Source organism: Nocardia sp. CDC519 (genome assembly GCF_059509835.1).
Genome location: NZ_CM183377.1, coordinates 1867674 through 1889367, shown reverse-complemented (window position 1 = coordinate 1889367; position 21694 = coordinate 1867674). Strand labels below are relative to the sequence as shown.

Sequence of the window (21694 nt, the reverse complement as noted above, 5' to 3'; positions counted from 1 at the left end):
CTTTCGATAGTGCGCAAGGGTAGGGGTTATGCGCGGTCGTGGTCGGTCCAGCGGCTGGTGAGGACGTGACCGATGCGGGCGAGCGCGGCATCGGTGGTCATCCGCCAGTGGGTGGTCTGGACGGCGTGGTTGTGCACGGTGCCGTCGACGGCGTCGGACCAGGTGGCGGCGCCGGTGGCGCCGGTCGGGTCGTCGGCCGCTGCGGTGAAATACACCAGCTCGCCCTTGTAGGGACGGGGGTGGTAGCGGGCGATCAAACGCAGCGATTCGGTGCCGGAGTCCAGCACCCTGGTGAGCCGATCGGCGCCGAAGGAGGCGAACGGCTCCGGCAGTGCGGACAGGTACCCGGCCAGCCGGCCGGGTTCCAGGTCGATGTCGGCGTCATCGCCGAGCAGGCCGCCGAGTAGTTCCGCCACCGGGATCGGTGCGGCCGGATCGACCTCGCCGGTGAGCGAACTGTCCATCATGGCCAGGGTGGCGACGTGCTGGCCCTGGTCTTGCAGCAGCACGGCGATGGCGTGGGCGAGCACACCGCCGAGTGACCAGCCCAGCAGGTGATAGGGGCCTTCCGGCTGCACCGCCCGGATCTCCCGGACGTAGCGCTGAGCCCATTCCTCGATCGAACCGGCCTGCGGTTCAGCCGAATTGAGCACCGGCGATTGCAGCCCGTACAGCGGGCGATCTGGTTCGATATGGGCGGCGAGGCCGGCGAACGACCACGCCACGCCGCCCACCGGATGCACGCAGAACAGGGGTTCGCGCGAGCCGACCGGCCGCAATGGCAGCAGGACGTCGAAGGCGGCGTCGGTGTCGATGTGGCCACGGCCCGCCCGGCGCTGCTCGATCTGAGCGACCAGCCCGGCAGGTGTGGGCGCGGAGAACAACCACACCACCGGGATCTGTTCACCGAGCGCGGCACCGAGCCGGGCGGCCAGGCGGGTGGCAAGCAGGGAGTTGCCGCCGCGTTCGAAGAAGTTGTCGTCCAGGCCGATACGCGCCGGCGACGCCACGTCCGGATCCACTCCGAGAACTTCGCCGAATGCCTCGCACACCGTGCGTTCCAGCTCGGTGACCGGGGCACGGAACTCCCGGCTGCCGGCCGTCGGGCGCGGCAGTGCGTGGCGATCAACCTTGCCGTTCGCGGTCAGCGGCAGCGCGGGCAGCCGCATCAACGCCGCCGGAACCATGTAGCTGGGCAGCAGCTGCGTCAGCGCGGCGCGCAGAGTTGCCTCCTCGATCGGTTCGGCCGCGGTGAAATAACCCACCAGCACGGCGTTCTCGCCGTCGGTGCGATGCGCGACGACGATGGCGTCGACCACCTCGGGCCGTGACCGCAGCGCGTGTTCGATCTCGGCGAGCTCGATGCGGTAACCGCCGACCTTCACCTGGAAGTCACGGCGTTCCACGTATTCGAGGTCGCCGTCGGCGTTCCAGCGGGCCAGATCGCCGGTGCGGTAGAGGCGGCTGCCCGGTGCGCCGAACGGATTCGCGACGAAACGTTCCGCGGTCAGCTCCGGGCGGTGCTGGTAGCCGCGGGCCAGTTGCGCGCCACCGAGATACAGCTCGCCGCTCACCCCGGCGGGCACCGGGTGCAGCCGGTCGTCCAGCACGTACACCTGATTGCCGGATTCGGGGGTGCCGATGGGCACGACCGGCTGCCGGGTGCCGCGGTCGGTGCGGAACCGGGTCACCGACACGGCCGCTTCGGTGGGGCCGTACAGGTTGTCGATGCGCGCGTCGGTGCACGCCGCGACGCGCCGCACGGTCGCGGCGGGCAGCGCTTCACCGATCACCAGGAGCCTGCGCAGCGAGGCGGGCAGCGGACGTTCGCCGGCGGCCTCGACGAGCATCGCCAGCAGCGACGGCACCAGGGTCAGCGTGGTCACCGCCGCACGCTCGATCACATCGAGCAGTCGGTGCGGATCACGCTGGGCGCCGTGCGGAGCCAGCACGATGCGGGCGCCGGTGCGGGTGGCCCACCACAGTTCCCAGATCGACAGGTCGAAGGCGGCCGAGGTCGATTGCAGCACCGCATCGCCGACGCCGAGCCCGTATTCGGCCTGCGTCCAGTCGAGCTGATGCGCGACCGCCGCGTGCGGGACCGCCACACCTTTGGGAGTGCCGGTGGATCCGGAGGTGAAGATGACGTAGGCGGTGTTCGTCGGCCGCAGCGGAGCCCGCAGCTCATGTGCGCGTACCGGTGCGGCGGCGGCAGCGGCGGCGTCGGCGGACCAGATGTCGAGCACCGTGGTGTCGCTCTCCGGCAGCGGCATCGGCGCCCGAGACGAGCTGAGAACCAGTGCCGGTGTCGCCGCCGCGAGCACAGCGGCGGTGCGGTCCAGCGGATGCGACGGGTCGAGCGGGACGTACGCACCGCCCGCCGTCACCACCGCGTACATGGCGATCAGCAGATCGATGCTGCGCGGCATCGCCAGTGCCACCAGGGTTTCCGGTCCGACGCCGCGGTCGATGAGCGCCCGGGCCACCTGGTTGATCCTGGCGGCGAAGTCCGCGTAGGTGAGGGCGGTGTCGGCGGTGAGCACCGCGATCGCGCCCGGCGTGCGGGTCACCTGCGCCTCGAAGCCCGAGGTGAGCAGTGCCGGGGCGAATGCGTGGGCCGAGCTGTTCCAGGCGCGCAGCACTCGTTCGGATTCGGCGGGATCCAGCAGCGGCAGATCACCGACCGGGGTCCGCGGTGCCGCGCAGATGGCGGTGAGCAGCCGGTGCAGGCGGCCCGCGAATCCGGCGACGGTCGACTCGTCGAACAGCGCCGTGGCGTAGGTGAGCGAGGCGGCCATCCCGGCGGGGGTGCCGTCGGCGTGGTAGCGGTCGGTCACCACCAGGTGCAGATCGAACTGGGCGACCTCGGAATCGAAATCCGCTGCGGTGACGGTCAATCCGTCGAGTGCGAAATCGGCTTCGACCTGGTTGTGGAAGGAGAAGCCGACCTGGAACAGCGGATGGCGTGCGGTGGAGCGTTCCGGGTTGAGCACCTCCACCAGCCGCTCGAACGGCACATCGGCGTGCGCGAAGGCGGCGACGTCGGCGGCGCGCACCCGGTCGAGCAGCTCGGTGAACCCGGCCGCGGGTTCGATCTGCGCACGCAGCACCAGGGTGTTGACGAACATGCCGACGAGCTCGTCCAGGACCGCCTCACCGCGTCCGGCGACGGGGGTGCCGACCGCGATATCGGTGGTGCCCGACAGCCGAGCCAGCAACACCGCGAAGGCGGCGTGGGTGACCATGAACAATGTCGCGCCCGCCGCGCGGCCGAGTTCGGTGAGCCGGGCGTGCAGGGCGGCGTCGATGCTGAAATCGAGGTGCCTGCCCTTGGTGGACACCACGGCCGGCCGTGGCCGGTCGGTGGGCAAGGTGAGCTGGGCGGGTAGCCCGGCCAAGGCGTCGGTCCAGAATGCCAGCTGACGCGAGATCAGCGAATCGGCATCGTCCTCGCTGCCGAGCAGTTCGCGCTGCCAGCGGCTGTAGTCGGCGTACTGCACCGGCAGCGGAGCCCAGTCGGGTGCGGCGCCGCGTTTGCGGGCGGCGTAGGCGAGCATGACATCGCGGGCCAGCGGGGCCAGCGAGGAGCCGTCGGCAGCGATGTGGTGCACGACCACCACCAGCACATGCTCTTCCGGGGCGAGGGCGAGCAGCCGGGCCCGGATCGGCACGGTATCGGTGACGTCGAAACCGTCACCGACGAAGTCCGCCACGGCGGCGCCGAGATCGTCGGCGGTGACGGCGATCGGCGCCAGCACCGGCGTACCCGCCCGCTCGATCGGCAGTACCAGCTGCACCGGGCCGTCCTGCTGCTGCGGATACACGGTGCGCAGCACCTCGTGCCGGGCCACCACATCGGTGATGGCGGCATTGAGCGCGGCGACGTCGAGTGCACCGGACAGCCGCACCGCCAGCGGGATGTTGTAGGCGGTGGACTGGCGGTCGAGCCGGTTGAGGAACCACATGCGCTGCTGAGCCAGCGAGAGGGGGATAGGACCGTCGCCGGTGCGCCGGGCCAGCACCGGGCGGGCGGGTTCCGCGCCGCCGCGAGCGTCATCGAGGACGGCGGCGAGCGCGGCGACGGCGGGGTTCTCGAAGATGGTCCGCACACCGACGGAGACGCCGAGCGCGCTGCCCAGCCTGGCGGCCAGTTGCGTGGCGGTGAGCGAGTTCCCGCCGAGGGCGAAGAAATCGTCATCGAGTCCGACGAGCGGCTTTTCCGAGACCGCCGCATCGGCGGTGGCGTCGGTCTCGGCGGGCGTGAGCCCGAGCACGCCGGTGATGACCGCGGCCACCGTGCGCTCGGTGTCCGTGGTCGGCGCGCGGAATTCGGCGGTGCGGAACTCCGGTTCCGGCAATGCCTTCCGATCCAGCTTGCCGACCGGAGTCAGCGGCAGCTCATCGAGGACCATGATGGCGCTCGGCACCATGTAGGCCGTCAGCGATTCGGCGGCATGCGCGGTGAGGGCATCGGTGTCGATGACGTGGCCATGTGCGGCAACGACATACGACACCAGCGACACCATGCCCGCGCTGCCGGTATGACCGACGGTGACCGCGTACTCCACGCTCGGATGCGCGGCGAGCACGGCGTCGATCTCCCCCAGCTCGATCCGCAGCCCACGCACCTTCACCTGCTGGTCGGAGCGGCCGACGTACTGGATCGCGCCGGAGGCCGTCCAGCGCACCAGATCACCCGTGCGATACAGCCGCCCGCCGGCCGGGCCGTAGGGGTCTGCGACGAACCGCTGGGAGGTCAGCGCCGCCCGCGCGTGATAGCCGCGGGCCAGGCCGGGGCCGCGCAGGTACAGCTCACCGGTGACGCCCACCGGCACCGGCTGCAGCCGTGCGTCGAGCACCGCCGCGGACATGCCGTGAATCGGTGTGCCCATGTCGAACGGGTCGCCCGGACGCATGGGAGCGCTGATCGTGGTGATGATGGTGGTCTCGGTCGGACCGTAGGTGTTGTGGACGTCGCGCCGCCGGCCCGCCCAGCGGCGCACCACCTCCGGGCCGAACGATTCGCCGCCGACGGTCAGCCGAACCACGCAATCCAGTTCAGCGGGGTCGAGCGTCTGCAGGACGGCCGGGGTCAGGAACGCGTGGCTCACCCGTTGATCGCGGATGAGCGCGGTCAGTTCGCTACCGCCGTACACCCCGGCCGGCGCGATCACCAGCGTGGCACCCGCGGCGAGCGCGAGCAGCAGTTCCAGCATGGAGGCGTCGAAACTGGGCGAGGCGACGTGCAGCACCCGCGACGCCGGGCCGACCTCGTACCGATCGCGTTGCGCCACCGCGACTCCGGCGATGCCGGCATGGGTGGCGACGACACCCTTGGGCACGCCGGTGGACCCGGAGGTGTAGATCATCCAGGCCGGATTGCCGATGCGCACCCGCCGCACCAGTTCGGTGGCGGCGATCGGTGCGGCACTGGCCTGTCGCAGCCGGGCGGCGGTGGCGGGGGCGTCGATCTCCAGCCAGTCCACGTCGCCGGGCAGGCCCGCGCGCGCGGCGACCGTGCTGAGCCCGAGCGCGGCACCGGAATCGGTCAGCATGTGGGTGATGCGTTCGGCCGGGTAGGTCGGGTCGACCGGCACGAACGCCGCGCCGGTCTTGGCCACCGCCCAGACCGCGAGCATCGACTCGGCCGAGCGCGGAATGGCCACCGCCACCACGTCTTCGGCGCCGATACCGGCGCCGATCAGCAGCCGGGCCAGCCGCGAGGACTGTTCGTCCATGGCCAGGTAGGTCAGTTCGCGCTCGCCCTCGACCACCGCGACGGCGCCGGGATCGGAGACCACGGCGGCCGCGATGAGCTGGGCCAGCGTGCACGGCGGCACCGGCGCGGCGCCGCGGCGGGCCAGCAGATGCGCGCGTTCGAGCGGCGCGAGCAGTTCGGCGGCGCCGATGGGCTGTTCCGGATCGGCGGTGAGCACGCCGAGCAAGCGGCCGAAGCGGCGCAGCAGTCCGGCGGCGGTGCTGCGATCGAACAGGTCGGTGGCGTAATCGAGTTCGATGCCCAGGTGCCCGTCCGCATCGGGTTCGGCGGCGACGGTGAATTGCAGATCGAAGCGGGCCACCGGCTCGTCGAACGGCACCGGCGTCACTTCCAGCCCGGGCACCGCGAAGGTGCCGGATCCGGTGTTCAGGTAGTTCAGCGCCACCGTGAACAGGGGATGGCGGGCCTGGGTGCGTTCGATGCCGAGCGCGTCGACCACCTGGTCGAACGGCACCGTCGCGTGGGCGAAGGCCGCTACATCGGCCTCGCGGGTGTGGTCGAGCAGTTCGGCGAAGGTCAGCGTGAGCTCGGGCCGGGTGCGCAACACCAGCGTGTTGACGAACATGCCGACCAGATCGTCGAGCGCCGCGGCGCCGCGACCGGCCACCGGCGTGCCGATGGCGATATCGGTGCTGCCCGACAACCGCGCCAGCAGCGCCGCCAGCGCGGCATGCAGCACCATGAACGGGGTGGCCCGGTGCTCGGCCGCGAGTTCGCGCACGCGGGCACCGACCTCGCCGCCGATGCGGGCGCGGATGCTCGCCCCGCGCTTGGCGGCGACGGCCGGACGCGGCCGGTCCATCGGCAGCGCGAGTTCTTCGGGCAGGTCCCGCAGGGTCTGCGCCCAGTAGGCCAGCTGCTCGTCGGCCACCGCGGCCACCGCGGCGTGCTGCCACAGCGCGTAATCGGCGTACTGCGCCGTCAGCTGCGGCCACAGCGGTGTGCTGCCGAGGACGCGGGCCAGGTAGGCGGCCAGCAGGTCGCGCAGCAGCGGGTTCATCGAGTAGCCGTCGGCGGCGATGTGATGCACCACCGCGACGAGCACATGGCTGGTGTCGTGTTCGCGCAACAGCGTCGCGCGCACCGGCACCTCGGTGGTGACGTCGAAACCGGCGGCGATGAACTCGGCGATGCGATCCTCGACCGAACCGGCCGGTGTTTCGAGGCGCAACGCGATGCCCGTGGATTCGACCGGCAGCACGACCTGGTGGCCGGTGCCCGCGTCATCGACGGGGTAGACGGTGCGCAGCGCTTCGTGCCTGGCGATGACGTCATCGAAGGCCGCCGTCAGGGCCGCGGTGTCGAGCTCGCCGCGGATGCGCACCGCCACCGGGATGTTGTGCGCCGCCGACGCGGGATCGAGCCGGTTGAGGAACCACATGCCACGCTGCACCGGCGCCAGCGGAATCCGCTCGGGGCGCGGGCCCGCGACCAGTTCGACGGCCTGCTCACCGGCCTCGCCGAGGCGGGCGGCCAGTCCGTGCACGGTGGGCGCTTCGAACAGCAGCCGCACCGGCACCCGCCGGCCCAGCCGCTCCCCCAGCCGCGCGAGCACCCTGGTGGCGGACAGCGAATTGCCGCCGAGGTCGAAGAAGCCGTCGTCGAGGCCGACGTGCTCGACGCCGAGCACCGCCTCGAAGGCCTCGGCCACCAGCCGCTCGGCCGGCGTCACGGGCGTGCGGTAGGCGACGCGATCGAACACCGGATCCGGCAGCGCGGCGCGGTCGAGCTTTCCGGAGGCGTTGAGCGGGAAGCTGTCCAGCACCATGACCGTCGAGGGCAGCATGTACGACGGCAGCGCGGCGGCCGCTACCCGCAGCAACTCGTCCTGGTGCACCGCCGTGCCCGGCAGTGTGGTCACGTATGCGACCAGATGCTCACCGGCCACGCGGGCCGCGGCCTGCGCGACGCCGGGTGCGGCGGCCAGCACGGCTTCGATCTCACCGAGCTCGATGCGCTGGCCGCGGAACTTCACCTGGAAGTCGGTGCGGCCCAGGTACACCAGTTCCGCGCCGTCGGCGGTGTGTTCCCAGCGCACCAGATCGCCGGTGCGGTACATCCGTTCGCCCGGGGCGCCGAACGGGTTGGCGACGAACCGGTCGGCGGTGATGGCCGGGCGCCCGTGATAGCCGCGCGCCAGCTGCGTGCCCGCCAGATACAGCTCACCCGCGACGCCGGGCAGCGTCGGCCGCAGCCGCGCGTCCAGCACGTACACCCGGCTGTTCCATTCGGGTTTGCCGATCGGCATGACGGTGCGCTCGACCTCGCCGGTCACCTCGCGGTAGGTGATGCTGACCGCGGCCTCGGTGGGCCCGTACAGGTTGTGCAGTCCGGCGGTGCTCACCGCGCCGAAGGCGCGCACGGTTTCGGCGGGCAGCGCCTCACCGATGACGAACACCGACCGCAACGACCGCAGCGCGCCGGTCTGACCGGCCGCCGCTACCTCAGCGGCGAACACACTCAGCATCGACGGGACGAAATCGGTGACGGTGACCCCGTATCCGCCGATCACCTCGGCCAGGTAGCCGGGATCGCGGTGGCCGTCGGGTGTGGCGAGCACGACCGTCGCGCCCACTCGCAGCGGCAGGAAGTACCCCCACAGCGACACGTCGAAGGTGGTGGCGGTCTTCTGGAGGTAGACGTCGTCGCCGTCGAGCCGATACCGGTGCTGCATCCAGTTCAGCTGGTTGACGATCGCCGCATGGGAGATCGTGACGCCCTTGGGCTTTCCGGTGGAGCCGGAGGTGAAGATGACGTAGGCCGGATGCTGGGGAAGCAGGGCGCCGGTGCGTTCCTCGGCGGTGATCGGCTCGTCGGAGAGCTCGAGTTCGACCGTGTCGACGCACACCGTCGGCCCCTGATAGCCGACGTCGATCCGATCGCGTTCGGTGGTCAGCAGCGCGGCGGGCCGCGCGGTGCCGAGGATGTGGGCGATGCGCTGCGCCGGATGATCGGGGTCGATCGGCACGTACGCGCCGCCCGCCTTCAGCACCGCGTACATGGCGATCACCAGGTCGACGGAGCGGCGAATCGACAAGGCCACCAGGGATTCCGGGCCGACACCGAGCGCGATGAGGTGGCGGGCCAGCCGGTTGGCCCGGCTGTCGAGCGCACCGTAGGTGAGGACGATCGCCGGGGAACCGTCATCGGGGGCGTAGACCAGCGCCGGATCCTCCGGCGTGGCCACGGCCTGCGCCTCGAATTCGTCGAGCAGCAGCTCCGGGATGTAGGCGGTGTGTGCCGAATCGTTCCATTCGGTGAGCACGCGGTGGCGTTCGCCGGAGCCGAACAGGTCGATATCGCCGACCGGCAGGTCCGGGTCCGCTGCCGCCGCGTTCAGCAGCCGCAACAGCCGGGTGCCGAATCCGATGACGGTATCGGCGTCGAAAAGGTCGGTGGCATAACCGAACCGCAGTTGGTCTTCGGTGACGGTGAGTTGCAGATCGAAGCGGATGGTGTCGTGGCCGGAGTCGTATTCGCTGAGGGTGAGCCCGTCGAGTTCGAGCCGCACCGGTTCCAGATTCTGGAAGAACAGCGCGACCTGGAACAGCGGATGCCTGGCCTGCGAACGCGGCGGATCCAGCACCTCCACCAGGCGTTCGAAGGGCAGCTCGGCGTGCGCGAAGGCCTCCAGATCGCGCTCGCGCACCCGGCGCAGCAGCTCGGCGAAGCCGGTGGCCGCGTCGACGTCGGTGCGCAGCACCACGGTATTGACGAACATGCCGACCAGATCGTCGAGCGCGGCGTCGCCGCGGCCGGCGACCGGTGCGCCGATCGCGATATCGGAGGTACCCGACAGCCGGGCCAGCAGCACGGCGAAGGCGGTGTGCACGACCATGAACGGAGTGCTGCCGGTGCGCGCGGCCAGTGCCGCGATGCGGTCGCCGAGTTCGGCGCTCAGGCCGATGGTGACGGTGGCGCCCGCGTGTGAGGCGATGGCCGGGCGGGGCCGGTCGGCGGGCAGGTCGAGCTGGGCGGGCAGGCCACGCAAGCGGTGCCGCCAGTAGGCCAGCTGGGTGGCGGCGGGCGATGCCGGATCGTCTTCGGCGCCGAGCGTTTCGCGTTGCCACAGCGCGTAATCGGCGTACTGCACCGGCAGCTCGCGCCAGCTCGGTGCGCGGCCGGCGACGCGGGCGGCGTAGGCGGTGGCGATATCGCGGGCCAGCGGTGCCATCGAGTATCCGTCGGCCGCGATGTGGTGCACGACCAGCACCAGGATGTGGTCATCGGCGTCGAGCCGGGCCAGGCCGATGCGGACCGGGACCTCGCTCGTCACATCGAACGGGGTGCCGACGAATTCGGCGATGGCCTCGGCGGCATGCCGCGCGTCCAGTGCGACGATGGGCGGCACCTGCCCGGCATCGAGCACCCGCTGGCTGCCGACCCCGCCGATATCGGGGTAGACCGTACGCAGTGTTTCGTGCCTGCCCACCACATCGGCGACGGCGGCGGTCAAGGCTGCCGTATCGAGGCCGCCGGTGAGCCGGATCGCGACCGGGATGTTGTTGACCGTCTCGTCCGGATCGAACCGGTTGAGGAACCACATGCGCTGCTGAGCGAGCGACAGCGGCACCGGGTCCGGGCGTTCCCTGCGGGTCGGCGCCGTCGTGGCGCCGCTGCCACGCAATCCTCCCGCCCGCGCGGCGAGCGCGGCGACCGTCGGCGCCTCGAACAGCAGCCGCACCGGGATCTCGGCGTCGATCTCGGCGCCGAGCCGGGCGGCCAGCCTGGTGGCGATGAGGGAGTTGCCGCCGAGGGCGAAGAAATCGTCGTCTGCGCCGACGGTCTCGCGTCCGAGCAACTCACCCATCAGAGCGGCCACGGTCTGTTCCAGGCCCGCGGCAGGCGCACGGAACGGTGCGGCGGTGAACCGCGGGGCGGGCAGGGCGGCGCGGTCGAGCTTGCCGGAGGAGTTCAGCGGGAACTCGTCGAGCACGACGAACGCCGCTGGCACCATGTACCCGGGCAGCGCGGCGGCGAGTTCCGTACGGATCGCGTCGGTGTCGAGGCCGCCGTCGGCCGCGACGATATAGGCCACCAGCTGGTCGCCGAGCCGTGCGTCCGCGCGCACCACGACCACCGCGCGACGCACGGCGTCGAGGTCGGTGAGCGCCGACTCGATCTCACCCAGCTCGATGCGCAGGCCGCGCAGCTTGACCTGGAAATCGGTGCGGCCCAGGTATTCCACCTCGCCGTCGGCCCGCTGCCGCACCAGGTCGCCGGTGCGGTACATCCGCTCGCCGGGCGCGCCGAACGGGTTGGCGACGAAACGCTCCGACGTCAGCTCGGGCCTGGCCACATATCCGGCGGCCAGCTGCGCACCGCTCAGGTACAGCTCACCCGCGACGCCGGGCGGAACTCGCCGCAAGCGCGAATCCAGCACCAGCAGTGCGGTATTGAACACCGGACGGCCGATCGGCACGGAGGTCTGGTCGTCATCGGAGACCTCGTGGAACGTGACGTCGACCGCGGCCTCGGTCGGGCCGTAGAGGTTGTGCACGGCCGCGCCGGTCAGGTCGCGGGCGCGTTGCGCGGTGGCGGCGGGCAGAGCTTCGCCGGAGGCGAACAGCAGGCGCAGGGTCTGGCCCGCGCCCTGGCCGCCGCAACGCCCATCGTCGGCTGCCCGAGCGTCCAGGAACATCGCGAGCATCGACGGCACGAAGTGGGCGACGGTGACCTGCTCCTCGCGGATCAGGCGGTCCAGGTAGGCCGGGTCGCGGTGCCCGTCGGGCCGGGCGAGCGCCAGCCGAGCGCCGGCCTGGAGCGGCCAGAAGAACTCCCACACCGACACATCGAAGGTGGCCGGGGTCTTCTGCACCACCGTGTCGGCGGCGGTCAGCGCGTACTGCTCCTGCATCCACACCAGCCGGTTGACGATGGCGCGATGCGGCACCGCGACGCCCTTGGGACGGCCGGTGGAGCCGGAGGTGAAGATGATGTAGGCGGTGGAACCGGAGGTGAGCGTGCCGATGCGGTCGGCGGCGGTCAGTGGGTGCGTGGCGTAGCCGGACAGATCGAGCCGGTCGATCCGCACCTGACGGGTGATGCGGGCGTCGAGATCGAGACCGGAGGTGAGCACGAATACCGGGCGGGCGGTGGTGAGCACGTACTCGGTGCGTTCGGCAGGATGGTCCGGGTCCAGCGGCAGGTAGGCCGCGCCCGCGGCGGTGACGGCGTACATGGCCGTCACCAGATCCAGCGACCGGCGCATACCGAGCGCGACCACCGATTCCGAGCCGACGCCCTGATCCACGAGCCAGCGCGCCAGGCGGTGCACCCGGTCCGCGAACTCGGCGTAGCTGATACGGCCGCGCGACATGCCCGCCGTCTCGAAGGTCACCGCGGTCGCGTCGGGGGTTCGGGCGACCTGCGCCTCGAACATCGAGACCAGCGTCGCCGCCGGGTCGACCGGGTGCGCGGTGTCGTTCCAGTGTTCCAGCGCGCGGCGTTCGGCCTCACCGAGCAGGTCGATATCACCCACCGGCAGCTCCGGCGCCGCGACGACGGCCTCCAGCAGCCGCACGAACCGCTCGGCCACCGACCGCGCGGTGGACCGGTCGAACAGGTCGGTGGCATAGCGCAGCACACCACGCAGGACGGTGGCGCAGGCGTCGGCCTGTTCGCTCAGTTCCAGCGCCAGATCGAACTGCGCGACCCGGTTGTCGATGGGATACGCGGCGACCTCGAGCCCGGGCAGCCGCAGCACGGTGTCCTCGCGGTGCTCGAAGGTGAGCAGCGTCTGCACGATCGGCGAATGTGCCTGCGAGCGCACCGGATCGAGCTCCTCCACGAGCCGCTCGAAGGGCAGCTCGCCATGGGCGAAGGCACGCACATCGGCCGCGCGGACCTCGGCGAGCAGATCGGCGAACGACCTGTCGGCATCGACCCGGGTGCGCAGCACCAGCGTGTTGACGAACATGCCGACCAGATCGTCCAACGCTTCCTCGGCCCGCCCCGCGACCGGGGTGCCGATGGCGATATCGTCCACGCCCGCCAACCGGCCCAGCAGAGCCGCGTAGGCGGCGTGCACCACCATGAACATTGAAACACCGTGGGACGTAGCGAGTTCGGCGACCCGTGCAGCCAGCTCGGCTCCGATGACGAACTCCACCGCCGCGCCGCGCCCCGAGGCCACGGCCGGCCTCGGCCGGTCGGTGGGCAGTTCCAGCACGGGCGCGAGACCCGCGAGTTCCTGCCGCCAGTGCGCGATCTGGGCTGCCAGCACCGAATCCGGATCGTCGGCCGAACCGAGGGCGGCGTGCTGCCAGAGCGTGAAATCGGCGTACTGGAGCGGCAGCGGCGACCAGCCGGGCTCGGCGCCCGCCGTGCGGGCGGTGTAGGCCGTCATCAGGTCGCGGGCCAGCGGCGCGGTCGAGACCCCGTCGGCGGCGATGTGGTGGACCACGACCGCGAGCACATGATCGTCGGGGGCGGCGCGCAGCAGCGCCGCGCGGACCGGGATACGGGTGCGCAGATCGAACCCACCGGAGACAGCGGCCAGTACCGCATCCATCAGGTCCGCCTCGGACACCTCGACGGGGCGCAGGCTCAGTTCGCCGGCGGGAACGCGGTCTAGCACCACCTGGGTGGGACCCTCGGCGTCGGCGGGGAAGATCGTGCGCAGCGATTCGTGCCGAGCCACCACGTCCCGCAGTGCCTTCTCCAGGGCGGGCACGTTCAGCGCACCGGTCAACCGGATGGTGATCGGGATGTTGTAGACCGCCGACTCCGGGTCGATCCGGTTGAGCAGCCACATCCGGGTCTGTGCCAGCGACAACGGAATCCGGTCCGGCCGCGGGCCGGCCACGAGCGCCGGACGCGACGCCGACTCCGTGGTGACGCGCGCCGCGAGGCCTGCGACGGTCGGCGCCTCGAACACCTCGCGCACCGTCAGCGCCGAACCCAGCGCCGCATTGGCTCGGGCCACCAGCCGCATGGCCAGCAGGGAATTGCCGCCACGGGCGAAGAAGTCGTCATCGGCGCCGACCGGGGTGGTGGCGCCGATCAGATCGGCGATTAGCGCGGCCAGCACCGCTTCGGCACCTTCGCGCGGGGCTCGGTAGGCCGGACCGGCGGCGGCGACCTCGACGGCGGGCAGCGCCTTGCGGTCGAGTTTGCCCGCGGTGGTGAGCGGCATCTGTTCGAGCACCATCAGACGCGCGGGCACCATGTAGGCGGGCAGCCGGCCGCGCACCTCGTCCAGCACCACCTCGGCCGACAGCGCGTCACCGCTGACGTAGCCGACGAGGCAGTCCTGCCCCGACGCATCGCGGGCCGCGACCACCGCCGCGTTGCGCACCCCGGCGATCGCGGTGAGCGCCGCCTCGATCTCCCCCAGCTCGATGCGCTGACCACGCAGCTTCACCTGGAAATCATTGCGGCCCAGGTACACCAGATCGCCGTTCCGGTTCCAGCGCACCAGATCGCCGGTGCGGTACATCAGCCGTCCCGGCGCGCCGAAGGGGTCGGCGACGAAGCGTTCCGCGGTGAGCGCGGCCCGGCCCTGATATCCGCGTGCCAGCTGTTCCCCCGCGAGATACAGCTCACCGGTGACGCCGATCGGTACCGGGCGCAGCCGCGAGTCGAGCACGTAGGCGCGGGTATTCCAGCAGGGCCGCCCGATCGCCACGTCCCGGTCCGATTCGGAGTCCGGATCGGTGAATTCGTGGAACACCGCCGAGATCGCGGCCTCGGTGGGTCCGTAGGAGTTGTGCACCGCGCCGGGGACATCGGCGCGCAGCGCGGCCAGCAGATCCGGGGTGAGGGCCTCACCACCGCAGTGCAGGTGCCGCAGCGAGGCGAGCGCATCGCCCATGCCTTCACCGATGAGCGCCGCCAGCACCGACGGCACGAACTCGGCGAAGGTGATGCGGTGCGCACGCAGCAGGCCGGACAGGTAGTCCAGGTCGAGATGGCCGCTCGGACGGGCGACGATCAGTGGCGCGCCGACCACGACCGGCAGGAAGCATTCCCATACCGAGACGTCGAAGGTCAGCGGGGCGCGCTGCAACAGGCGGTCGCGTCCGGTGATCTCGTACCGGGATTCCAGCCAGCGCAGCTGGTTGGTGATCGCCCGGTGCGAGATCGACACGCCCTTGGGGCGGCCGGTGGAGCCGGAGGTGAACAGCACGTAGGCGGCGTTGTCCGGGCGCAGCGGATGCCTGCGGTCGGCATCGGTGACCGGCGCGTCATCCACCTCGGACAGATCCAGCGTCGGGTAATCCAGCACGGGCACAGCGAGTTCCGGGAGCCGGGCACCGCCGGCCCGCACCACGAGCAGCGGCGCCGCTCCGGCGATGACCTGCGCGAACCGCTCGGCCGGATGATCGGGATCGATCGGGACATAGGCCGCGCCCGACCGGACGATCGCGTACATCGCCACCAGCATGTCGATCGAGCGGAGCGCGCCGAGGCCGACGATCGTCTCCGGGCCCGCGCCCTCGGCGATGAGCCTGCGGGCCAAGCGGTTCACCCGCGAACCCAGCTCGGCATAGGTCAGGGCCACACCCTCGAAACGGATCGCCACGGCATCCGGGGTAGCGGCGACCCGGGCGGCGAACAGGTCGTCCAGGGTTTCCGCGGGCAGCACCTGATCGGTGGCATTGCCTTCGGCCAGCAGCAGGTCGCGTTCGGCAGGCGACAGCAGATCGAGATCGCCGACGCGTGCGTTCGGAGTGTCGACCAGGGCACGCAGCACCTGCTCGAAGCTCGCCAGGAAGCGGGCGGCGGTGTCGGCGTCGAACAGGTCGAGCGCGTAGTGCAGGTGCACGTCTATGCCGTCTGGGGCGCCGTCGGCGGCGTAGCGGTCGGTCAGCGTCCAGTCCAGATCGAGCTGAATCGGCGCGGCGTCCACGTCGAGAGCGCTGATGGCGAGCCGGTCCAGGCGCAGGTCCGGTGCGGCCTGATTCTGGAGGGTCAGCGCCACCTGATAGAGCGGGGCGTGGGCCTGGGAACGCACCGGGTTCAGGGCGTCGACCAACTGCTCGAACGGAACGTGGGCGTGCTCGAAGGCGGCCACATCGACGGCCCTGACCTGCGCGATCAGCTCGGCGGCGGTGACGTCCGGGCGCACCCGGGTGCGCAGCACCAGTGTGTTGACGAACATGCCGACCAGATCGTCGAGGGCCTGATCGCCGCGACCGGCCACCGGCGTGCCGATCACGACGTCATCGGTGCCGGCCAGCCGCGACAGCAGGGTGGCCAACGCGGCATGCAACACCATGAACGGGGTGGCGCGATGGTCGGTGGCGAACTTCTGGACGCGGCGGTGCAGTTCGGCGTCGAGACGTGCGGTGAGCGCGGCGCCGCGATGGGACGCGACCGCGGGACGTGGGCGGTCCGCGGGCAGCGTGATCACGTCGGGCAGGTCGGCGAGGCGTTCGATCCAGTACGTGAGCTGCTGGGACAGCACGGAATTCGGATCGTCCGGACGGCCGAGAGCAGCGCGCTGCCAGAGCGCGAAATCGGCGTACTGGAGTGGGAGCGGCGCGAATTCGGGTGCGGTGCCGGAGGTCCGCGCGAGGTAGGCGAGCGCCAGGTCACGGGTGAGCGGGGCGAAGGACCAGCCGTCCGCGGCGATGTGATGGATGACGAACAGCAGCACATGGGTCTCGCTGTCGTCGACGGGTTCCGTCGGCCCGGTCAGCCGCAGCAGCTCGATGCGCAGCGGCACCTCGCTGGTCACGTCGAAACCTGTCCCGGCGGCCGTGGCCACCAGATGCGGCACCTCGGCAGCGGTGACCGTGCGCGGCTCGAGCGTCAGCGCCCGGGCAGCGGCGGGCAGCACCAGTTGCGAGGCGGTGCCATCGTGTTCGGGGTAGAGCGTCCGCAGCGTCTCGTGGCGGGCGATGAGGTCCTCGATGGCCGCGTTCAGGGCCGCCACATCGAGCGGGCCGGTGAGCCGCAGTGCGAAGGGAATGTTGTAGCCCGCGCTCGCGGCATCGAAGCGGTTGAGGAACCACATGCGCTGCTGGGCGATGGACAGCGGGATGGGCGCGGTGCGGTCCTGAGCCGTCAGCGGCGGGAGGTCCGGCGCGATGGCCGGCGCGTCCGCCTCGATCAGGCGGGCCAGCTCGCGGACGGTCGGGGCGTCGAATATCGCGCGCACCGGCACCTGCCTGCCGGTGGCCTTGCTCAGGCGCGAGGCCAGCTGAGTGGCGATGAGCGAGTTGCCGCCCGAGCCGAAGAAGTCGTCGCCTGCACCCACCCGCGGTGCGCCGAGCAGCGCGGTGAAGAGCTCGGCCACCAGGGTTTCCGCGGCGCCCTCGGGAGCGATGAACTCGACCAGTGCCGCGACCGGAGCGGGTAGCGCCTTGCGGTCCAGCTTGCCGGAGGCGTTCACGGGGAACGCGTCGAGCACGACGAAACCGGTGGGGATCATGTAGGCGGGGAGCACCCGGGCCAGTTGGGCGCGGATGGACTCGATATCGGTGCTGGGCGCGGTAACGGTGTCCGCGGCGGCCTCGGGCACCAGGTACGCGACCAGCTGGGCACCGGATCCGTGATCGTCGCGCACCAGGACAACCGCCTGGGCCACCGCAGGCAATGCCAGCAGCGCGGCCTCGACCTCGCCCAGCTCGATGCGCAGGCCGCGCACCTTCACCTGGAAGTCGGTGCGGCCGAGGAAGTTCAATTCACCGTCCGCGGTCCACGACATCAGATCGCCGGTGCGGTACATGCGGGAGCCGGGAGCGCCGAAGGGATTGGCGACGAAACGGTCGCCGGTCAGGTCGGGGCGGCCCAGATAGCCGTGCGCGAGCTGGGCACCGGCGAGGTACAGCTCACCGGGCACTCCCGCGGGGACCGGACGCAGCCGGCTGTCGAGGACGTAAGCCTGGCTGTTCCACACCGGCCCGCCGATGGGCAGCACGGTGTCGTCGGCATCGGTCACCTCGTGCGCGGTGATCTCCACGGCCGTTTCGGTGGGGCCGTACATGTTGTGCACGCGGGCGCCGGTCAGCGCGCGGGCGCGATGCGCGATGGCGGCGGGCAGGGTTTCCCCGGAACAGAAGATGTGCCGCAGCGCCGGGACCTCTACCGGCTCTTCGGCGAGGAAGGCGGCCAGCATGGACGGCACGAAATGCGCGACGGTGATGGATTCGCGGCGCATCAGGTCGGCCAGATAGGCCGGGTCGCGGTGGCCGTCGGGCTTGGCGAGCACCATCCGGGCCCCGACCTGCAAGGGCCAGAAGAACTCCGGCACCGAGACGTCGAAGGTCGCGGGCGTCTTCTGCAGCAACGCGTCGGTGGAGTCGATCGCCACGTACGCCGACTGCATCCAGCGCAGCCGGTTCACAATGGCGCCGTGGCTCATCGCCACCCCCTTGGGGCGGCCGGTGGAACCGGAGGTGAACAGCACATACGCGGTGTTCGAGGCGCGCAGCGGAGCGCGACGGTCGGCGTCGGTCACCGGAGCCGACGAGTACGGCGCGAGGTCGAGGCGATCGATGCGGATCGCCTCGACCGGGAGTTCCGCATCCATATCGGAGGTGAGCACGCACAGCGGTGCGGCGGTTTCGAGGATGTGCGCGGTGCGCTCCACCGGATGATCCGGATCGAGCGGCACATAGGCGCCGCCGGCCACGGTCACCGCGTACATACCGACCACGAGATCGATCGACCGGCGCATCTCCAGCGCGACCCGTGTTTCCGGGCCGACGCCGTGCGCGATCAGATACCGGGCGAGCCGGTTGACCCGCGCGGCGAACTCGCCGTAGGAGAGGGTGTCGCCGGCTGCCGACCCGAACCGGTGCGCGCTGCGGGCCGAGCGCTCTTCCTCGGCGCGCACCTGGTCGTCCAACGAGCTCGCCGACGGTTGCCCGACGGGTGCCGGCTCCGGCCGACCGGAGGCCGTGTTCTGGCCGGAGGAAATACGCTCGGCGATTTCCCCGTCGAAGGTGATCGCAGGAGCGTCCGGGGTGCGGGCGGCCTGCTCGGCGAACAGGTCCGCGAGGGTCCCGGCGGGGACCGGGTGGACGGTGTCGTTCCAGGCTGTGAGGATCCGCGTGCGCTCGGCCGGGTCGAGCAGCTCGATATCGCCCACCCGGACCTCGGGATCCTGGCTGACGGCCGTGAGTACGCGCAGGAAACGCGCGGTCAGCGATTCGATGGTGGTGGCGTCGAACAGATCGGTGGCGTAGCGCAGGTTGCCCGTCAGGGCGGCGCCACCGGTGTCGGTGACCACCAGATGCAGATCGAACTTGACGGTCTCGTCGGGGATGTCCACCGGCTGCACCCGCAGCCCGGGCAGCTCGATCGCCTCGGCCGCAGCGCGCTGCTCACCGAAACTCAGCATCACCTGGAACAGCGGATGCGCGCCGCTGCTCCGGTCGACATCCATGCTGTCGACCAGCTGCTCGAACGGCAGCTCGGCATGGGCGAAGGCCGCGAGGTCGGTGGCGCGCACCGCGTCGAGCAGTTCGGTGAAGGTGGCCTCGGGCCGCACCTCGCTGCGCAGCACGACGGTATTGACGAACATGCCGATCAGCGCGTCCAGCTCACGTGCGCCGCGCCCGCCCACCGGGGTCCCGACGACGACGTCGGTGGTGGCGCTCAGCCGCGCGAGCGTCGCCGCGAACGCCGCGTGCACGACCATGAACAGGGAGGCGCTCGCCCGACGCGCGAGGGCGCGCAGCCCCTCGGAAACCGCTGCGGTGACGGCGAACTCGACGACAGCACCGCGCTGTGTCGGCTGCGGCGGACGCGGCCGGTCGGTGGGCAGCGCCAGATCGGCGGGCAGCCCGTCGAGCACCGCATGCCAGAACCGGAGTTGCTGATGGACCGGATCGCCGGGCTGGTCGGCGACACCGAGCAGCTCGCGCTGCCACAGGCTGTAGTCGGCGTACTGCACCGGAAGTTCGGGCAGTTCGGGTGCGGTGCCGGCGGCCCGTGCCGTATAGGAGGCGATCAGATCGGTCACCAGCGGCGTCAGCGACAGTGCGTCGGCGGCGATGTGGTGGACGACGAACACCAGCAGGTGTTCGTCGGTGCCGTCGACGGCCAGCAGCGCGACCCGCGCCGGCAGTTCGGTGGTCACGTCGAATCCGCCGCGCGCGATGGCGGCCACCGTCGCCGCGATATCGCGGGAGCGCACCGCAACCGGAGGCACGTCGAGGCCGATCGCCGCCGCGGGCAGAATCGACTGATAGGGCCCGGACTCGCTCTCCGGGTAGAGCGTGCGCAGTGATTCGTGCCTGGTCAGCACGTCGAGCACAGCCTGCCGCATGGCTCGCGGATCAAGAGTTCCGGTCAACCGCAAGACCACCGGCAGGTTGTAGACGCCGGTAGCCGCCGAGCCCTGGGCTTCCAGGCGGTTGAGGAACCACAGCCGTTGCTGGGCGGGCGCGAGCGGAATGCGCTCGGGACGTTGGCGGCGGGTCAGCGCGGGGCGCGGGTGTGCTCCGGCGCGCAGTTCCGCGACGGCGGCGGCGAAGCCCGCGACGGTCGGGGCGTCGAACAGCGCGCGCACCGGGACCCGCACACCGGCCACCGCACCGGCACGCGCGGTGACCCGGGTGGCGTCGAGCGAGCTGCCGCCGAGGGCGAAGAAATCGTCGTCCAGGCCGACCCGTTCCACCCGCAGGACCTCGGCGAACACCTCGGCGACCAGCCGCTGATCGGCGTCGACGGGCGCGCGGAAACGCACCGTCCGCAAGGTCGGCACCGGCAGCGCCTTACGATCGAGCTTGCCGCTGGTATTGAGCGGGAACTCCGTCAACTCGACCACCGCGGTCGGCACCATATACGCGGGAAGCCGCTGGAACAGCGAATCTTTCAGCTCGGCGACGTCCAGGTCCGCGCCCACCGCCGCGATGACGTAACCGGCGAGGAAATCCCCCTCCGCGCCGCTGATCAACCGCGCCGCCGCCTGACTCACCCGCGGATCGGCCAGCAACGCGCTCTCGATCTCGGCCAGTTCGATCCGTTGTCCACGGAACTTCACCTGGAAGTCGGCGCGGCCCAGATACACCAGTTCGCCGTCGGCGGTCCAGCGCACCAGATCGCCGGTGCGATACATCCGCGCACCGTCGAACTCGAACGGATTGGCCACGAACCGGTCCGCGGTGAGGTCGACGCGGCCGTGGTAGCCGCGCGCCAGCTGCTCGCCGGCCAGGTACAGCTCGCCCGGCACCCCGATCGGCACCGGACGCAGCCGCGAATCCAGCACGTAAACCTGCGAATTCCATTCCGGTTCACCGATCGGCACCAGCGGCGCGTCGGCCGCGGTGACCTCACGGTAGGTGATCGAGACCGCGGCCTCGGTCGGGCCGTAGAGGTTGTGCAGTCCGGCGTCGCTCACCGCGTGGAACGCCGTCACGGTCTCCGGCGGCAGCGCCTCGCCGATGACGAAGACATCGCGCAGCGAGTCCAGCTCCTCGCGGCGGGCGTGGGCGGCGAACACCGTCAGCATGGACGGCACGAAGTCGGTCAGGGTGACGCCGTGGCGCGCGATCGTCTCGGCGATGTAGCGGGGGTCGCGATGCCCGTCGGGCGCGGCGAGCAGCAGGGCCGCGCCGGTGCGCAGCGGCAGGAAATAGCCCCACAGCGACACGTCGAAGGTGGTCGCGGTCTTCTGCAGATACACATCGCCGGTGCGCGGCCGGTACTCGTGCTCCATCCAGGCCAGCTGGTTGGCGATGGCGCGATGCGGCACCGCCACGCCCTTGGGCTTGCCGGTCGAGCCGGAGGTGAAGATCACGTACGCCGGATGATCGGGGCGCAACGGGGTTCGGCGCTCGCTCTCGGCGATGGCGCGCGAGGGCACCTCGGACAGGTCCAGCGCGTCCAACAGGTGCACCGGCGCTTCCGTCGCCGCCGCGAAACCCGCTGCCCGCGTGCTCAGTACACAGTGTGGCCGTGCGGTGTCGAGGATGTGGCCGATCCGTTCGACCGGATGCGCCGGGTCCACCGGCACGT

The 21694-nt window shown here is 71.1% G+C and carries 1 protein-coding gene (running past one end of the window); it reads right to left on the bottom strand.

Translation table 11 applies throughout. From position 1 onward, the window contains the following. Nucleotides 1-26 precede the first annotated feature (26 nt). Nucleotides 27-21694, bottom strand: partial view of a non-ribosomal peptide synthase/polyketide synthase gene (locus AC5W7N_RS08440; protein WP_495923473.1) — the 3' portion only. 4018 nt of this gene lie beyond the right edge of the window; the window shows 21668 of its 25686 coding nt (coding positions 4019-25686); the start codon falls outside the window, past its right edge; the stop codon is at nucleotides 27-29.